Raw genomic sequence first — 16,289 nt, forward strand, 5'->3', positions numbered from 1 at the left:
TGCTCCTGCTCTACCCCGAGGAGACGGATATTCCCTTAACGCGAGGGGTTAATGCTTCCTTACGCGCGTGGATGAGCGCGATCATAGACCTCGAGCAGCCGCGAGGAATCGACGCCGGTATAGACCTGCGTCGTCGACAGGCTGGCATGGCCGAGCAATTCCTGGATCGTGCGCAGATCGCCGCCACCGGCCAGCAGATGGGTGGCGAAGGAATGGCGCAGGGCATGCGGCGTGGCGGTATCGGGCAGGCCGAAGGCGCCGCGCAGTTTCTGCATGCCGTGCTGGATGATCCCAGGCTGGAGCTTGCCGCCGCGCGCACCGCGGAAAAGGGGACCGTCGGTGTCCAGATGATAGGGGCAGAGTGCGCGATAGTGGCTGACTGCCTCGGCGACAACGGGCAGCAGTGGCACCAGCCGTGTCTTGTTGCCCTTGCCGGTGATCCGCAGCGAGGTTGCGCCCGGAGAAAAATCCTGCGGCTTTAGGTCAAGCGCTTCGGAAATGCGCAGGCCGCAGCCATAGAGCAGCGTCAGAACGGCCGCATCGCGCGCGGCGATCCAGGGTTCCTCGTTCAACTGTGCTTCGTCGCTGACGACGGTGATCGCCTGCGTGTCGGAAAGCGGCTTGGGCAGCGATTTCGGCTGTTTCGGCGAGCGGACTGCGGCCGCACCGGCGGCATTCACCAGCCCCTTCTTTTCGAGGTAGCGCAGCAGCGAGCGAAGGCCGGCGAGATTGCGCCCGAGCGAGCGGGCGCCAGCCCCTTCCTTTCGTCGCGCGGCGAGAAAGCCGCGAAAATCGGCGGGGCGCAGCGCGCGAATATCCGCGATCGTGGCCGGGCCGCCGAGATGACCGGTGAGAAAGGTCAGGAACTGCCGTGTGTCCCGCTCATAGGCATTCAACGTGTGGGCAGCGAGGCGCCGCTCCTGGCCAAGGGTCTCCAGCCAGCGGCTGCGTTCCGCCATCAACCCGGAGTCGGCGATAACAAGCAATTCGTTCAGTGGAAAACCCCTTGAAATTCGGATTCCTTCTGCCACTTTGAATGAGGGAAGGTTATGGAATCACTAACTTTCCCGTTGCTCCGCCCGCATTTCCCGTGCATTGCGGGCGTAGCGGTACTTTAGAAACTGCATATAGGCCCTACTCACCAATCTCCGATGGTTCAGCGGCTATATGCGAGGCGCTTGTCATGCTTCGATCATATTCGATTGCGATAGAATATATCCCAACCATTCAGGACACTTCATGGCACGCCGGGGTTCGATAACTGCATTGGGACAACTTGCAGAGGCGATCGCTTTGGTGTCCCAGGGCCAGCCGGGACATATCGTCGACACGCTGATCGCCGAACGTGGCCAGAAGATCGTCCGCAATCCGCTCTGGCCGGTCATGCGTCCCTTCCTCTATACGCTGCTGCGCTATAACAGGGCGATCGAATTCGCCAATGATGTCGCCAAGCTTTCCGGCTTTCAGTGCTTCGAGTACATGAGCGATCTCCTGAGACTGGATATCGGCGTGACGCATGCCGATCGCATTCCGGCGTCGGGCGGCTTCATCCTCGTTAGCAATCATCCCACCGGCATTGCCGACGGCGTTGCCGTGTTCGACCTATTGAAATCACGCCGCCCCGACATGATGGTCTTTGCCAATCGGGATGCGGTGCGCGTCAATCCGCGTTTTGCCGAGATGATTATCCCCGTGGAATGGCGCGATGAATATAAGAGCAAGCTGAAGACGCGCGAGACGCTGCAGCTCACCAACCGGGCGGTGGCCGAGGGAAAGGTCACCGTACTGTTTCCATCCGGCCGCATTGCCTATTGGGCGAACGGCAAGCTGAACGAGCGGCCGTGGAAGACATCGGCCGTGGGGCTGGCACGCAAATATAATCTGCCGATCCTGCCCGTTAATCTGACGGCGCGCAATTCCGGCCTGTTCTATTGGTTTGCCAAATGGTCGACCGAGCTGCGCGACATGACGGTCTTTCACGAGCTTCTGAACAAGCGCGGCGACCGGTTCGATTTTCTCGTCGGCAATCTCATTCCCGTCGAGCATCTGGACGGCGACGTCAACGAGGTGACGAAGGCATTGGAGAAGCACACGGTCGTCGATCTCGCAGCCGACGGCAATGCGCGATTTTCGCCGCTCCTGTCCCCAAGGCAGGATGAGGCGCTGGCCGCGCATTCTCTTTAAATCGGGAATCGGTTAGAGCGGGCCTATGCAACTTCGCTCCATGTTCGCCCAGAATTACCGCTCTTTGCGCTCGATCCGCATGGATCTGGCCGACGTCAACCTGTTCATCGGCGAGAACGGGGTCGGCAAGTCCAATCTCTATCGTTCGCTGCAGCTCGTGCAGGCGGCGGTTCGCGGCCGGCTGGCGCATGAGATTTCCAGCGAGGGCGGCATGTTTTCGGCCATGTGGTCGGGCAAGCGGCGTTCACACGAATCCGCCCGTATCCGCTTCGATGTCGAACTGCTCGACATGGAGCGGGCGGCGACCTTCCGCTATTGGATCGAAGCCGGTATGCGCCCGCCGCTTGCCTCCGCCGGCTTTCCGCTGGAGCCTCAGGTCAAGGCCGAGGAATTATTGATCGAGACGGGCCGGCGGCCGGTGACGATGATGAAGCGCGACGGGCCGGGCATTTCCGTTCGCGGCGAGAATGGCCGCATGCAGGCCCATCCAGAGCAGGCGCTGACATCGGAAACGGCGATCGCCCTTCTCGGCGATGCCGGATACTATCCCGAGATCGGTACTTTCCGCCGAGCCGTCGACGCCTGGCGGTTCTATCATGGCTTTCGCACCGATCGCGGCTCGCCGCTGCGCGCGCCCTGCCTTGCCGTGACATCCCCGATGCTGGATGAAGACGGCGCCAATATCGCTGCCGTCTTTGCCACGCTTGTCCATACGCGCGAAGATACTGTTGAACTCGACAGGGTTCTGGCTGCAGCCCTTGGCGGCGCGCGTCTCGTCGTGCCGGAGCCGCAGGAGACGGCGGATTTCGGCCTGATGCTGCCGGAATTCCCGAAGCGCGTCTTCCAGCCGCGCGAATTGTCTGACGGCCAGATCCGTTTTCTCGGGCTCGCCGCCGCCCTGATGTCCTATCGCCTGCCGCCGCTGATCGCGCTCAACGAGCCGGAGGCGAGCCTGCATCCCGACATGCTGGTGCCGCTTGCCGAGATGATCGCCCAGGCCGCCAGGACCAGCCAGATCTGGATCGTCACCCATTCCGAGGTGCTGGCCGCCGCTGTGCGCGAGCGCTGCGGCGTGCGGCCGCGCCGGGTGATCCGCGAAGACGGCGCCACCTGGATCGACGGCATGCGGCTGACCGGTGTGATCGACGATGACGACGAATAGAAATCGAATGAAATAGGATTGGTGATATGACGTCTTCGCCCAGAGCCGCTGTGTTGAACGACCTCGCCGTCATGATCGCAAAGCTGGAGTCGGCAAGGCCTATCCGCGTTGCGATCGACGGGAGGACGGCATCCGGCAAGACGACGCTGGCCAACGAATTGGCCGATTGCCTCAGGGCCAAGGGCCGGGAGGTCATTCGCACCTCGATCGATGGTTTCCACAGGCCGAAGGTGGAGCGCTATGCGCGCGGGCGGCATTCCGCCGAGGGTTACTACCATGATGCCCGCGATCTTCCCGCCATCAACGCGCTCCTTCTCGACCCCTTGGGGCCGGGCGGCGACGGCTGGTATCGCACGGCGTCGTTCGATCTGCACGATGACCTGCCGATCGAACAGGAGCCGCAATTGGCACCCGCCGACGCCATCCTCATTGTCGATGGCACGTTTCTCCAGCGACCGGAGCTGCGTGGGGGCTGGGATGTCACGATCTTCGTCGAAACCTCGGAGCATGTTTCCGAACAACGCGGCATAGAGCGCGACACTCAGCTTCTGGGCGGAGCCGAAGCTACCCGCGAGCTCTATGCCAACCGATACCGGCCGGCCTTTGATCTATATGAAAGTCTGGTTGCGCCTGCTGTTTCTGCCGATGCGATTTTCAGCAATGATAGTTTTGAGGAGCCTGCTCTGTGGATTAGGGCGGATGGCAGGTTTTCTGGGTTATCTGCAGGGCTCTCATAGTCGCGGAATTTGGTAACAGATGTTGCCATTCGGGATGGAGGCGTTCACGGCCCCTTTGGGCCATCAGCGATCGTCGTCTGACGAGCCGCAAGCAAACATCCACTTCCTCGCGCTTTTCAGGCGGCGCGTTCGCCGGTATTCCTTCTCTTCGGTCCGCAACTACGTTTGTTGGAGAAGCTGCCATTGTTCGGGCATAGTTTGGATACTTTCGAAAAAGCCATTATTGCCGAGCGGGTTAGATCGCTTTTCCGGCTTATTGACGCACGTGAAGGAAGCTTTGCTGCAATCAATTACATTGGCGTGGACGATTTTCTCGCAGAGCCGTTCGTTGGGATGCTGCGAGTGAGAACCGACGCAATTCTGGAAGCTTTCAATGAATATCGTTCGGCAAGAGTTTTGCGCGGGGAAGTCTCTAAAGAGTCTTCTAAAACCTTTGCAAAGATCATGTCTTGCGCCGAGCGCTGGGCCCTTGAGAATAACTACTTATGGCTGCATGACGGATTCAGTCGTGCGGAATTTAAGCAAACAAAGGAAATCCGAACAATCATCAAACGGATTTTTTTGGAATACGGCATAGAATTTATTGATAGCGAGAATTCGAGGAGTGAATTGCTTGTCCGAGGAAAAGCTAATTTTGATCTGCTTGGTCCAATGGCAATAAGGTTTAGGCTGTCGAAAACGGAGTTGGGCCGCCTCACATTCGGGATCTTTCGACGTGAACTACAACCCTTCGATCAAATGTTCGAGCTTCGGGATTTCGAGGTGTCCGCGTCCTGGTTGTATCAAAACGCGAAACTGATTTTTCCGGGAAAATACAGTTCGCTGCAGCACGATAACCCCAGCTTTGACGTTCTTGAGAACTGTGTGCGTCTTATGGGAGCCTGCGTTCAACACTTCCAAAATGGCTCGATCGGACCTGCTGCGATTAGCTAAACACAGCGAATTATCAGAGTTAGAAGTAACGACTGCAATGCGCCAATAGTGGTCACGGTGGCATCGCTACATAGGGCCCTGATATTTAGGGAGTTTGCTGGCAGATGGCACTATCGGGGATGGCGGCATCCACGGCAGGCTCGGGTCACTAGCGGGTAATAGCCACCAGTACTGAGTGATCTCAAATAGGAGGCCGTCCTAGGAGGAGAATTTCCCGACTGGGATAGAGAATCGCTGGACAATCCTAACTTGATCTTCTGCCTTTGGATGCGGCGAGCAGAAGCACCATAAGGGGGCCGAATGAGCGAGTTTTTTGAGATTGCTTACGCTGCCGCTGCAAGGCGCCTATGTATCTTCACAGGAACTGGCTTTTCTAAAGCGTTGACGGCGAATGCCGCACCGGGATGGCAAGAGCTTTTAGAAACAATTTGCGACCAGCAGATAGGAAACAAAGCCTTCAAGGCAGCATTGTTTCCTTCGGTAGGCGTAAATTCTCTGCAGCTAGATGAAGCCGCACAGGTTATCGCGATTGAGCTGACCAAGATTGGCAAAGATATTCATGAAGAAATTGCGGCATTAATATCCAGCGTTGCCTTGTCGGGCAATTACCCGGAAACACAGAAGTTTTTTGAGAATCGTAGTTTTCGAGTTGCGACAACAAATTACGACAAACTGGCTGAAACCTTGGCTGGAGAAGGTTGCCAATCGCTCTCTCCAGGTCGGCCAATTCCGCGTTCGAGCAGCCGCGTGAAAGTATATCATGTTCACGGGTCAACAGAAGTTCCTGGGAGGATGATTGTTACGGCGGATGACTACTTTAAATTCATGCACTCAGAATCGTATTTCTCGCGAAAGCTGAGTACGGTTCTGCATGAAAATACGGTTGTCATCATCGGGTACTCTCTAGGGGATACAAATCTGAAATCTATACTAAATGACTATCGTGGGTTTGTGATAAATCATGTGGTTAGCAATAGTATATTTTTCGTCTCCCACAAGCCAGTAGATCGGAGAATTTCCGACTACTACTCGAATTGCTATGGGATCCGAGTGATATCGAATACTGGCGTCGAAGAGTTTTTTAAAGCTCTAAACGATACTTTCGTTGATGTCGAAAAATGCCTAGAGGATTCGGTCAATAATATCAAAAAAGTCCTTTATGAAGATCACGCTTTTGAGGAGATATACCTGCAAGTCGAGAGCTCATTCTATGAAATAGTATCATCGATAGGAGCCGTCGGAGCGAGTCTTGAGGAGGATGTGGTGGTGGAGACCTTCCAAGATGTTATTTCGAAGAAAATGGCATTGACCGGGCAGTCGGGAGCATGGCCCCAGTATGTTCAGTTGGCGTCTTGGTTAACGTATCTTGGAAGCCTCATTGATGTCAGAAAGACCGCAGTTGAGACAACGTTTCTCAAAGCCGTCAGATTCTCGATGGATCACATGAGCAAGAGCATGAAACTGGGTTATTCATGGCACGCATATAAGGTGTGGGATGCCCGCTGGAGCAGTATTAGTGCCGATAATCGAGCATTGATCGCCAAATCCATTCTTGAATGCTCGACTGAGGCAGATGCGATAGAGGTAGTCTCTCGAGGATAAAGCTCTGGTTTCAGCACAAATTATGTAGCTTCCGGAACTTCGATCCGCATATAGCCAAACTCTAAACTTTGCCGATTTGTTCCACTGTCATGAGTTTTAGGTGGTTGCCGTTTTCGCTATGCCATGAGCCAATCTTGGCGAGCAGGTTTGCTCATCTTGTTGGGGCTTCCTGTGAATTGGTGAAAGTGGGTCGATCATCAAGCAACAGGTCCGCAATAGGCCGGCAGCGCCCGCTGGTAGCATCGCTGTGTAAGACCCAATATTTATGCTAGCTCCTAAGCCGCCCCCATTTTACGATCCGCCGTTCGCTACTCCCGGGTTTTCTTTTCAGCCCGTCCGGGGCATGGTCTGGCGCAATGAGTAAAGATTCTTCCGATCTGTTCGGTGCGCTTTTCGAGGCGGCGCCCGAAAAACCTGTGATGAGCCGCACGGTTCCGGTCCTAGTGCCGCTGCCGGCGCCGAGGGCCTATTCCTATGCGGTGCCTGAGGGGGTGGCGGTCGAGCCTGGGTCTGTCGTGCAGGTGCCGCTCGGGCCAAGGCAGGTCATCGGCGTCGTCTGGGATGGCGATGAGGATGACGGTGTCGATCCGAAGAAGCTTCGGCCCATCACGCGCGTCTTCGATTGCCCGCCGCTCGGCAAGCATATGCGCGATTTCATCGACTGGGTCGCGACCTACACGCTGTCGCCGCCGGGGCTGGTGGCGCGCATGGCCTTGCGGGCGCCGGCCGCCTTCGATCCCGAACCGATGGTCGAGGGATTGCGTTTCATCGGCGGCCAGCCGGAGCGGCTGACGCCGGCACGCACGAGGGTCATGGAGACGGCCGCCGACGGGCTGTCATGGACACGCATCGGCCTGGCGCATGCGGCCGGCGTTTCCACAAGCGTCGTCGAAGGGCTGATCTCGCAAGGCATTTTCGAGACCATTTTTCTGCCGCCGCCGCCCGTCGTTGCCAAGCCCGATCCAGAGTTTATTCCGTCCCGGCTGGAAGGCCCGCAAAAGGATGCGGCCGACGAGATATTGGTGGATGTGCGCAAGGGCGAGTTTGCTGTTTCGCTGATCGACGGCGTTACCGGCTCCGGCAAGACGGAGGTCTATTTCGAGGCGATTGCCGAAACGCTGCGGCGCGGCAAGCAGGTGCTGATCCTGCTGCCGGAGATCGCGCTGACGGCAAGTTTCCTCGAACGTTTTCAGGATCGCTTCGGTGCCAAGCCGGCGGAATGGCATTCCGATCTCGCGCCGAAGATGCGTGAAAAGGTCTGGCGGCAGGCCGTGACGGGTGAAGTCAGGGTCGTGGCCGGCGCGCGCTCGGCGCTGTTCCTGCCCTTCGAGGATCTTGGCCTCATCATCGTCGATGAAGAGCATGATCCCGCCTACAAGCAGGAAGATCGCGTTTATTATAATGCGCGCGACATGGCTGTCGTGCGCGGCCGCATCGGCGATTTCCCCGTGGTGCTGGTCTCGGCCACGCCATCGGTCGAAAGCCAGGTCAACGGCCAGAGCGGGCGCTACACGACAATCCATCTGCCGACCCGCTTCGGCGACGCGGCTCTTCCCGATCTGCATCTGGTCGACATGCGCCGGCACGCGCCGGAGCGCGGCGGTTTCCTCTCGCCGGTGTTGATCCGCGCCATCGGCAAGACGGTCGCCAAGGGCGAGCAGGCGTTGCTGTTCCTCAACAGGCGCGGCTACGCGCCGCTGACTCTCTGCCGGGTCTGCGGTCATCGCTTCCAATGCCCGCAATGCTCGAGCTGGCTGGTGGAACACCGGTTTCGCGGCCAGATCCAGTGCCATCAATGCGGCTATGCCGAGCGCACGCCGGAAGCCTGCCCCGAATGCGGCACGCTCGACCATCTCGTCGCCTGCGGGCCGGGTGTCGAGCGCATCGCCGAGGAGGTGGAGCGCCACTTCCCCGAGGCGCGGACGATCATGCTCTCGTCCGACATCATGGGCGGGGTCAAGCGGCTGCGGCTTGAGCTTGAGGCCATTGCCAAGGGCGAGGCGGATATCGTCATCGGCACGCAGTTGGTCGCCAAAGGCCACAATTTTCCGCTGATGACGTTGGTCGGCATCGTCGATGCCGATCTCGGCCTTGCCAATGGTGATCCGCGCGCCGCCGAGCGGACGTTCCAGCTATTATCGCAGGTGACGGGACGCGCTGGGCGAACCGGGCTGAAGAGCCACGGGTTGCTGCAGACCTATCAGCCGCAGCATCCCGTCATGCAGGCGATCGTCTCCGGTGACGCCGCTGCCTTCTACGATCGCGAGATTACCGAGCGGGAGAGGGCGGTGCTGCCGCCCTTCGGCCGGCTGGCCTCGATCATCGTTTCGGCTGAAACCCGGCAGGATGCCGAGACCCACGCCCGCGGCATGCGCAACGCCGCGCCGCAGGTCACGGGGATTTCAGTGCTCGGGCCGGCGGAGGCCCCGCTTGCGCTGGTGCGCGGGCGCCACCGGTTCCGGCTGCTGGTGCACGGGCGGCGCAATTCGGACATGCAGGGGTTTCTTCGGGCCATGCTGGCGCAATCGCCCAGGGAGCGTGGCTCGGTGCAGGTGCAGCTCGACATCGATCCACAGAGCTTTCTGTGATTGACCCCACTGATATTGTGGCAACGGCTTTCCCTGATCGGCCGGATCATGCCATAAGTCGGCCGTCTCATTGACCTGATTTGCGCACCGACCGATCTTTTGGGGACGACCGATGGAGTTCTATTTTCCAACCGAATTCGGCGAGCAGCTTGCCTTCTGCTCGGCGGCGTTTACGGCGCTGATCGGTTTCTTCATGATGTTCGCGCCGGGTTACACCTATCGCTTCCTCAAGCTCCAGGTGCGCGAGGGGCGGCCGGAGGCCTATGGCGAGGCGCGTTCGGCGGGCGGCTTCCTTGTCGGCTTTGGACTTGTGGCGATCCTGCTCGCCCAGCCGATGATCTATCTGGCGCTCGGCGCCTCCTTCGGCGTTTCGGCCTTTGGCCGCATCCTGGCGCTTATGTCGGATCGGGGAGGCGTGCTCCTCAGCCTTCTCCTTCTGGTTGTGCAGGCGATTCTGGCGGCGCTACCTCTTCTTTACGGATTGGGCTATATTTGAGCTGAAAAGTGGCGTGTCCGGCCCATATTCGTCCACGCGATCCCCACGCTTTTCGATTTTTGCCATCATAATTTCACCCGAATGGCGTATTCCGTGGATACGCGTGTTGCGAGTCTCAATATCCTATGTTAGACGAACCCCGAATTTCGGATGAGGCAGGAACGCACTCCTGCTGATTTCTGGGGGAAATCAAAACGAATTCAAGGGTATATGGCTTCCGTCACCCGGAAGCCGAGTTCTTGGGTTGAAATCAGGGAAATTTGTGCCCGTGGCAGACACATCCCAGCATATTTCTGGTGTTTCAGAACGATATGCCTCGTCATTGTTCGAATTGGCCCTTGAGGAGGGTGCAATCCCGGCAGTGACCGCCGATCTCGATCGGTTCCAAGCCATGCTTGACGACAGCGCGGATCTGAAGCGTTTCGTTCTGAGCCCGGTCTTTTCGGCTGAGGAGCAGGTCGGCGCCGTCCAGTCGCTGGCTGAAAAGGCAGGCTTCGGCGCGTTCGTTACCAATTTTCTGAAGCTTGTGGCCAAGAACCGGCGCCTTTTTGCGCTGCCGGGCATGATCAAGGCTTTCCGTATTATCGCCGCGCAGCATCGTGGCGAAATTTCCGCCGAGATCACCTCGGCACATGCGCTGACAAAGGCGCAGGAAGATGAACTGAAGGCGGCGCTGAAGGGCGTCACCGGCAAAGACGTAACGATCGCCGTCACTGTCGATCCGTCGATCCTCGGCGGGCTGATCGTCAAGGTCGGTTCGCGTCAGATCGATACGTCCCTTCGCACCAAACTCTCCACTCTTAAGCTTGCATTGAAAGAGGTCGGCTGATGGATATCCGCGCCGCGGAAATTTCCGCAATTCTGAAAGATCAGATCAAAAACTTCGGCAAGGAAGCTGAAGTCTCCGAAGTCGGCCAGGTTCTTTCCGTCGGTGACGGTATTGCCCGCGTCTACGGTCTCGACAACGTCCAGGCCGGCGAAATGGTCGAATTCCCGGGTGGCATTCGCGGCATGGCGCTGAACCTTGAAGCCGACAATGTCGGCGTGGTCATCTTCGGATCGGACCGCGACATCAAGGAAGGCGACACCGTCAAGCGCACCGGCGCCATCGTTGACGTTCCGGTCGGTCCGGAACTGCTCGGCCGCGTCGTCGATGCTCTCGGCAACCCGATCGACGGCAAGGGCCCGATCAATGCGAGCCGCCGTTCGCGCGTCGACGTCAAGGCTCCGGGCATTATCCCGCGCAAGTCGGTTCATGAGCCGATGTCGACCGGCCTCAAGGCCATCGACGCTCTGATCCCGGTTGGCCGCGGCCAGCGCGAGCTCGTCATCGGTGACCGCCAGACCGGCAAGACCGCCATCATTCTCGACACGATCCTGAACCAGAAGGCCATCCACGATGCCGGCCCGGACAGCGAAAAGCTGTACTGCGTCTACGTCGCCGTCGGCCAGAAGCGTTCGACTGTCGCCCAGTTCGTCAAGGTGCTCGAAGAGCGCGGCGCGCTGAAGTACTCGATCATCGTTGCTGCAACGGCCTCCGATCCGGCCCCGATGCAGTTCCTGGCACCGTTTGCCGGTTGCGCCATGGGCGAATACTTCCGTGACAACGCTCAGCACGCCCTGATCGGTTACGACGACCTGTCCAAGCAGGCCGTTTCCTACCGTCAGATGTCGCTGCTGCTGCGCCGCCCGCCGGGCCGCGAAGCTTACCCGGGCGACGTTTTCTACCTGCATTCGCGTCTCCTCGAGCGCGCTGCAAAGATGAACGACGAGCTGGGCGCTGGTTCGCTCACCGCTCTTCCGGTCATCGAAACGCAGGGCAACGACGTTTCGGCCTTCATTCCGACCAACGTGATCTCGATCACCGACGGCCAGATCTTCCTCGAAACCGACCTGTTCTATCAGGGCATTCGTCCGGCCGTTAACGTCGGTCTGTCGGTTTCGCGCGTCGGCTCGTCCGCACAGATCAAGGCGATGAAGCAGGTTGCCGGCTCGATCAAGGGCGAACTCGCCCAGTATCGTGAAATGGCCGCTTTCGCCCAGTTTGGCTCGGACCTCGATGCCGCAACGCAGCGCCTCTTGAACCGCGGTGCCCGCCTGACCGAACTCCTGAAGCAGCCGCAGTTCTCGCCGCTGAAGACGGAAGAACAGGTTGCGGTGATCTTCGCTGGCGTCAACGGCTACCTCGACAAGATCGCCGTTCCGCAGATCGGCAAGTTCGAGCAGGGCCTGCTGTCCTACCTCCGGTCGGAAGGCAAGGAAATCCTCGACACGATCCGCACCGAAAAGGCCATCAGCGACGCGACCAAGGGCAAGCTCACCGCTGCTCTTGATAGCTACGCCAAGTCTTTCGCCTGATCGGGCCTCACTTCTAGGACGGATACCGGATGCCTTCACTTAAGGATCTGAAAAACCGGATCGCCTCCGTCAAGGCGACGCAGAAGATCACCAAGGCGATGAAAATGGTCGCCGCGGCGAAGCTTCGGCGTGCCCAGGAGGCGGCCGAGGCCGCACGGCCCTATTCGCAGCGCATGGGCGCCGTTCTCGCCAACATCACGGCTGCCGTCAGCGATGCTGATGGTGCGCCTCTGCTGATGACCGGCACCGGCAAGAGCGATGTGCATCTGCTCGTGGTCTGCACGGCTGAACGCGGTCTTTGCGGTGGTTTCAATTCGCAGATTGCGCGCTTTGCCCGCGATCACGTTCGCAAGCTGCTCTCCGAAGGCAAGACCGTGAAGATCTTCACGGTCGGCAAGAAGGGCTACGACATTCTGCGTCGTGAGTATGCTTCGCTGATCATCGAGCGCAAGGAATTGCGCGACGTCAAGCGGATCGGCTTCGAGAATGCGGATGCCATCGGCAAGCGCGTCATCGAGATGTTCGAGGCCGGCGAGTTTGATGTCTGCACGCTGTTTTATTCCGAATTCAAGTCGGTGATCAGCCAGGTGCCGACCGGTCTGCAGCTCATCCCGGCATCGGCTCCGGCCGTTGTCGAAGAAGACGCCGCCCACAAGGGTGCTGTCTACGAATATGAGCCTGATGCGGCTTCGATCCTTGAGGATCTGATCCCGCGCAACATCTCCGTTCAGATCTTCCGCGCGCTCCTTGAGAACGTTGCGGGTGAAATGGGCGCCAAGATGAGCGCGATGGACAATGCGACACGCAATGCCGGTGAGATGATCAACAAGCTGACACTGAACTACAACCGTCAGCGTCAGGCGCAGATCACCAAGGAATTGATTGAAATCATTTCGGGCGCGGAAGCGCTCTGAGGTTAGGGAAAGAGGGTAAGATTATGGCTGACGCAGCTAAGGCCGCAGTTTCGGTCGGCAAGGTTACGCAGGTTATCGGCGCCGTCGTGGACGTTTCTTTCGACGGCGATCTGCCGAAGATCCTGAATGCTCTCGAAACCAGCAACAACGGCAACCGCCTTGTTCTGGAAGTCGCGCAGCACCTCGGCGAAAACTCGGTCCGCACGATCGCCATGGACTCCACCGAAGGTCTGGTTCGCGGCCAGGCCGTTTCCGACACCGGTGCTCCGATCTCGGTTCCGGTCGGTCACGAAACGCTCGGCCGCATCATGAACGTCATCGGCGAGCCGGTTGACGAAGCCGGTCCGCTGGTTACCGCCCACAAGCGCGCCATCCACCAGGATGCTCCGTCCTACGTCGAGCAGTCCACCGAAGGCCAGATCCTGGTCACCGGCATCAAGGTCGTCGACCTGCTCGCGCCTTATGCAAAGGGCGGCAAGATCGGCCTGTTCGGCGGCGCCGGCGTCGGCAAGACCGTTCTCATCATGGAACTGATCAACAACGTCGCCAAGGCGCACGGTGGTTACTCGGTGTTTGCAGGCGTGGGTGAACGTACCCGCGAAGGCAACGACCTTTACCACGAAATGATCGAGTCCGGCGTCAACAAGCATGGCGGCGGCGAAGGCTCGAAGGCAGCCCTGGTTTACGGCCAGATGAACGAACCGCCGGGCGCCCGCGCTCGCGTCGCTCTGACCGGTCTGACCGTTGCCGAGAACTTCCGCGATGAAGGCCAGGACGTTCTGTTCTTCGTCGACAACATCTTCCGCTTCACCCAGGCAGGTTCGGAAGTGTCGGCTCTGCTCGGCCGTATTCCTTCGGCCGTGGGCTATCAGCCGACGCTTGCTACCGACATGGGCCAGATGCAGGAACGCATCACCACGACGACCAAGGGTTCTATCACCTCGGTTCAGGCCATTTACGTTCCGGCCGACGACTTGACCGACCCGGCGCCAGCTACCTCGTTCGCCCACCTGGACGCAACGACGGTTCTGTCGCGCTCGATCGCTGAAAAGGGTATCTACCCGGCCGTCGACCCGCTCGACTCCACCTCGCGCATGCTCGACCCGATGGTCGTCGGCGAAGAGCACTACGAAATCGCTCGTAAGGTTCAGTCGACGCTGCAGCGCTACAAGGCCCTGCAGGACATCATCGCCATCCTGGGCATGGACGAACTGTCGGAAGACGACAAGCTGGCCGTTGCCCGCGCCCGCAAGATCGAACGCTTCCTGTCGCAGCCGTTCTTCGTTGCCGAAGTCTTCACCGGTTCGCCGGGCAAGCTGGTTGCGCTCGAAGACACGATCAAGGGCTTCAAGGGCCTGGTCAACGGCGACTACGATCATCTGCCGGAAGCTGCTTTCTACATGGTCGGCTCGATCGAAGAAGCGATCGAAAAGGCCAAGAAGCTGGCTGCCTGATAAGGCCAATCCATTGGCGCGCGGCATTGCCCGCGCGCCTTTGCCTTGCGAATAAGACAATCGAGAAGTGACGGGTCATGGCTGACAATTTCAATTTCGAACTGGTTTCTCCGGAGCGTCTGCTCCTCTCGGAGCAGGTTATCGATGTCGTCATTCCCGCCACCGAAGGCGAAATGACCGTCATGGCGCATCATGCGCCGACCATGACGACCATCAAGCCGGGCGTCGTGCGGGTGCATTCCGCTTCCGGCAAGAAGCAGGACTACGTCGTATTCGGTGGCTTCGCCGATATCCTGCCGACCGGTTGCACGCTGCTCGCTGAATCGGCCGTTCCGGTCGAGGACATGAGCCGCGACGAGCTGGAGCGCCGCATCAATGCCGCAAAGGCCGAGCTTGAGGATGCCGAGCATCACGAGCACAAGTCGCGCCTCGAGCATTTCATCATGGAACTCTCGCATCTGCGCGGCTCGATCCCGCAGGATTGATCCGGTCTGGATGCAGTGATTGAGACGAAAGCGGTCCTATGGGCCGCTTTTTTGTTTTGTCGAAATGTCCGGGCCATCCTCGCCCTTTGAGGCTTCGCACCTCAAGGTGAGGATGGAGCAAATCTCAAGGTTGGATAACTTCCGGCGCAAACCCGGGCCACTTCGTGGTTCGAGGCATCGCCGTTTTCGCTCCGCTTAACGGCGCTGCACCTCACCATGAGGTGGAGCGTGCCTTGTGGCGAGGTACGCAAAAGCCCCGTGGTTAGGCACGCATGAGCCCTGTGGTGAGGCACGCAAGATCTGCCCTCATGGTGAGGAGGCCCAAAGGGCCGTCTCGAACCACGAGGGCGAGTGGCGACGCATCCTTCGAATCCCCAACCTCTCACCGCCAAGGCGCCGCGATACCCCCATCAGGCCTGTTGCCCCTGCAACAGGAACCGATGCAGTTGCAAAGCTTCCGGAGAGAGCGAGCGAAAACGCGGTGCGCCGAGATAATATCCGAAGCCGCTTTCGACGCTGTCATTGCCGACGGTGACGAGCGCGCCGGATTGTAGATACTCCTCAATAAGGCCGAGGCTGCCGAGCGCTATGCCTTCGCCTCTGAGCGCCGCCTCCACCGCCATGATGTAGGTTGAAAAGGAAAGGCGCGGCCTCGGCAGCTTGCCCTTCAAGGGGTCGCCGATGCGGCCGAACCATTGGCGCAGACTGATCCAATGGGCGTTGGCGCGCTCGTAATCGATGAGATCGAGCGCGGCGATATCGACCGCCGTTAGGGATTGCGGATCGAGACCGCGGATTGCCAGGTAGTCCGGCGAGGCAACTGGCACCAGCACCTCCTTCATCAGCGGCGTCAGGCTCCAGCGCGGATGCTCGCCGGTGGAATAGATGATGATGAGGTCGTGGTTTTCGGAAGCGAGTTCGGAATGGACGTCTGTCGTCAGCAGACGCACGGAAATGCCCGGGCTTTCCTTGCCGAAGTCCCTCAGCCTCTGCCCGAGCCAGAGATGCGAGATCGAACCGCTCGCCGCAATCGAGATGATCTCACCCGTACCGGCGCGGAATGGCTCGAGGCTCTCTTCGAGATATTCCAGCGTGGCACGCACGCGCTGGAACAGCCGCTCTCCCTCAGGCGTCAGCGCCAGATTTCGGCCGCGGCGGGTGAAGAGCGCCGCGCCAAGATGGTCTTCAAGCCCCTTGATGCGGCGACTGACGGCTGCCTGGGTGATGTTCAGCTCGCGGCCGGCGCGGGAAAAGTTCATCGCGCGGGCGGCTGCGTCGAAGACGCGAAAGGCTTCCAGGGGTATTTTTTCGAGCATGGGCTCTCCATAACTTCAGATCATCAATATTCCTGATAATTGCCCGGATTTGAAGATCTG

14 protein-coding genes are annotated in these 16,289 nt (G+C 59.2%); 12 read left to right on the forward strand and 2 right to left on the reverse strand.

The window, feature by feature from the left end; translation table 11 throughout:
- Positions 1-59: 59 nt before the first annotated feature.
- On the reverse strand, positions 60-995 hold the full coding sequence (locus A6U86_RS08270) for a tyrosine recombinase XerC (RefSeq protein ID WP_068389213.1): 936 nt from the start codon (positions 993-995) through the stop codon (positions 60-62).
- 244 nt (positions 996-1,239) lie between these two features.
- On the opposite strand from A6U86_RS08270, the gene A6U86_RS08275 reads away from it, so the two are divergent.
- The 12 genes from A6U86_RS08275 to A6U86_RS08330 all read left to right on the forward strand — a co-directional run bounded on the left by A6U86_RS08275 (position 1,240) and on the right by A6U86_RS08330 (position 14,913).
- Positions 1,240-2,184, forward strand: coding sequence for a GNAT family N-acetyltransferase (locus A6U86_RS08275; RefSeq protein ID WP_068388907.1), 945 nt, complete (start codon positions 1,240-1,242; stop codon positions 2,182-2,184).
- 25 nt (positions 2,185-2,209) lie between these two features.
- Positions 2,210-3,346 (forward strand): AAA family ATPase, encoded by a 1,137-nt coding sequence (locus A6U86_RS08280; protein ID WP_068388910.1) that lies wholly within the window; start codon positions 2,210-2,212, stop codon positions 3,344-3,346.
- A gap of 26 nt (positions 3,347-3,372) precedes the next feature.
- Positions 3,373-4,083, forward strand: coding sequence for a uridylate kinase (locus A6U86_RS08285; protein ID WP_068388913.1), 711 nt, complete (start codon positions 3,373-3,375; stop codon positions 4,081-4,083).
- 183 nt (positions 4,084-4,266) lie between these two features.
- The gene (locus tag A6U86_RS08290) at positions 4,267-5,016 is read left to right on the forward strand and encodes a hypothetical protein (RefSeq protein ID WP_141683658.1); all 750 of its coding nucleotides are present in this window, start codon (positions 4,267-4,269) and stop codon (positions 5,014-5,016) included.
- 300 nt (positions 5,017-5,316) lie between these two features.
- Entirely contained in the window at positions 5,317-6,618 is a 1,302-nt protein-coding gene (locus A6U86_RS08295) for an SIR2 family protein (protein ID WP_068388920.1), read from the forward strand.
- Between the two features lie 356 nt (positions 6,619-6,974).
- The gene (locus A6U86_RS08300; protein WP_068388925.1) at positions 6,975-9,206 is read left to right on the forward strand and encodes a primosomal protein N'; all 2,232 of its coding nucleotides are present in this window, start codon (positions 6,975-6,977) and stop codon (positions 9,204-9,206) included.
- Between the two features lie 112 nt (positions 9,207-9,318).
- Positions 9,319-9,702 carry a DUF4345 domain-containing protein gene (locus tag A6U86_RS08305; protein WP_068388928.1) on the forward strand — a complete coding sequence of 128 codons (384 nt, stop codon included), beginning with the start codon at positions 9,319-9,321 and terminating at the stop codon, positions 9,700-9,702.
- 262 nt (positions 9,703-9,964) lie between these two features.
- Positions 9,965-10,531 (forward strand): F0F1 ATP synthase subunit delta, encoded by a 567-nt coding sequence (locus A6U86_RS08310; protein ID WP_068388931.1) that lies wholly within the window; start codon positions 9,965-9,967, stop codon positions 10,529-10,531.
- Complete coding sequence (gene atpA / locus A6U86_RS08315; RefSeq protein ID WP_068388934.1) at positions 10,531-12,060, forward strand: F0F1 ATP synthase subunit alpha; 1,530 nt, start codon at positions 10,531-10,533, stop codon at positions 12,058-12,060. Before A6U86_RS08310 ends, atpA begins: the two co-directional genes overlap by 1 nt.
- A gap of 29 nt (positions 12,061-12,089) precedes the next feature.
- On the forward strand, positions 12,090-12,974 hold the full coding sequence (locus tag A6U86_RS08320) for a F0F1 ATP synthase subunit gamma (protein WP_068388937.1): 885 nt from the start codon (positions 12,090-12,092) through the stop codon (positions 12,972-12,974).
- 23 nt (positions 12,975-12,997) lie between these two features.
- Positions 12,998-14,428, forward strand: a complete 1,431-nt coding sequence (gene atpD, locus A6U86_RS08325) for a F0F1 ATP synthase subunit beta (protein WP_068388939.1) — start codon at positions 12,998-13,000, stop codon at positions 14,426-14,428.
- A 77-nt stretch (positions 14,429-14,505) separates the two neighbouring features.
- Complete coding sequence (locus tag A6U86_RS08330; RefSeq protein ID WP_068388942.1) at positions 14,506-14,913, forward strand: F0F1 ATP synthase subunit epsilon; 408 nt, start codon at positions 14,506-14,508, stop codon at positions 14,911-14,913.
- A gap of 410 nt (positions 14,914-15,323) precedes the next feature.
- Here A6U86_RS08330 and A6U86_RS08335 read toward each other — a convergent pair whose 3' ends face one another.
- The gene (locus A6U86_RS08335; protein WP_068388944.1) at positions 15,324-16,229 is read right to left on the reverse strand and encodes a LysR substrate-binding domain-containing protein; all 906 of its coding nucleotides are present in this window, start codon (positions 16,227-16,229) and stop codon (positions 15,324-15,326) included.
- Positions 16,230-16,289 lie beyond the last annotated feature (60 nt).

The sequence above is a fragment of the Rhizobium sp. AC27/96 genome (genome assembly GCF_001692325.1).
Classification (GTDB): Bacteria; Pseudomonadota; Alphaproteobacteria; order Rhizobiales; family Rhizobiaceae; genus Rhizobium.

Bases quoted from the DNA above. Each gene is read 5' to 3' on its own strand.
- A6U86_RS08275 (WP_068388907.1), top strand. From the start codon at position 1,240: ATGGCACGCCGGGGTTCGATAACTGCATTGGGACAACTTGCAGAGGCG.
- A6U86_RS08280 (WP_068388910.1), top strand. From the start codon at position 2,210: ATGCAACTTCGCTCCATGTTCGCCCAGAATTACCGCTCTTTGCGCTCG.
- A6U86_RS08285 (WP_068388913.1), top strand. From the start codon at position 3,373: ATGACGTCTTCGCCCAGAGCCGCTGTGTTGAACGACCTCGCCGTCATG.
- A6U86_RS08295 (WP_068388920.1), top strand. From the start codon at position 5,317: ATGAGCGAGTTTTTTGAGATTGCTTACGCTGCCGCTGCAAGGCGCCTA.
- A6U86_RS08300 (WP_068388925.1), top strand. From the start codon at position 6,975: ATGAGTAAAGATTCTTCCGATCTGTTCGGTGCGCTTTTCGAGGCGGCG.
- A6U86_RS08305 (WP_068388928.1), top strand. From the start codon at position 9,319: ATGGAGTTCTATTTTCCAACCGAATTCGGCGAGCAGCTTGCCTTCTGC.
- atpA (WP_068388934.1), top strand. From the start codon at position 10,531: ATGGATATCCGCGCCGCGGAAATTTCCGCAATTCTGAAAGATCAGATC.
- A6U86_RS08320 (WP_068388937.1), top strand. From the start codon at position 12,090: ATGCCTTCACTTAAGGATCTGAAAAACCGGATCGCCTCCGTCAAGGCG.
- atpD (WP_068388939.1), top strand. From the start codon at position 12,998: ATGGCTGACGCAGCTAAGGCCGCAGTTTCGGTCGGCAAGGTTACGCAG.
- A6U86_RS08330 (WP_068388942.1), top strand. From the start codon at position 14,506: ATGGCTGACAATTTCAATTTCGAACTGGTTTCTCCGGAGCGTCTGCTC.
- A6U86_RS08335 (WP_068388944.1), bottom strand. From the start codon at position 16,229: ATGCTCGAAAAAATACCCCTGGAAGCCTTTCGCGTCTTCGACGCAGCC.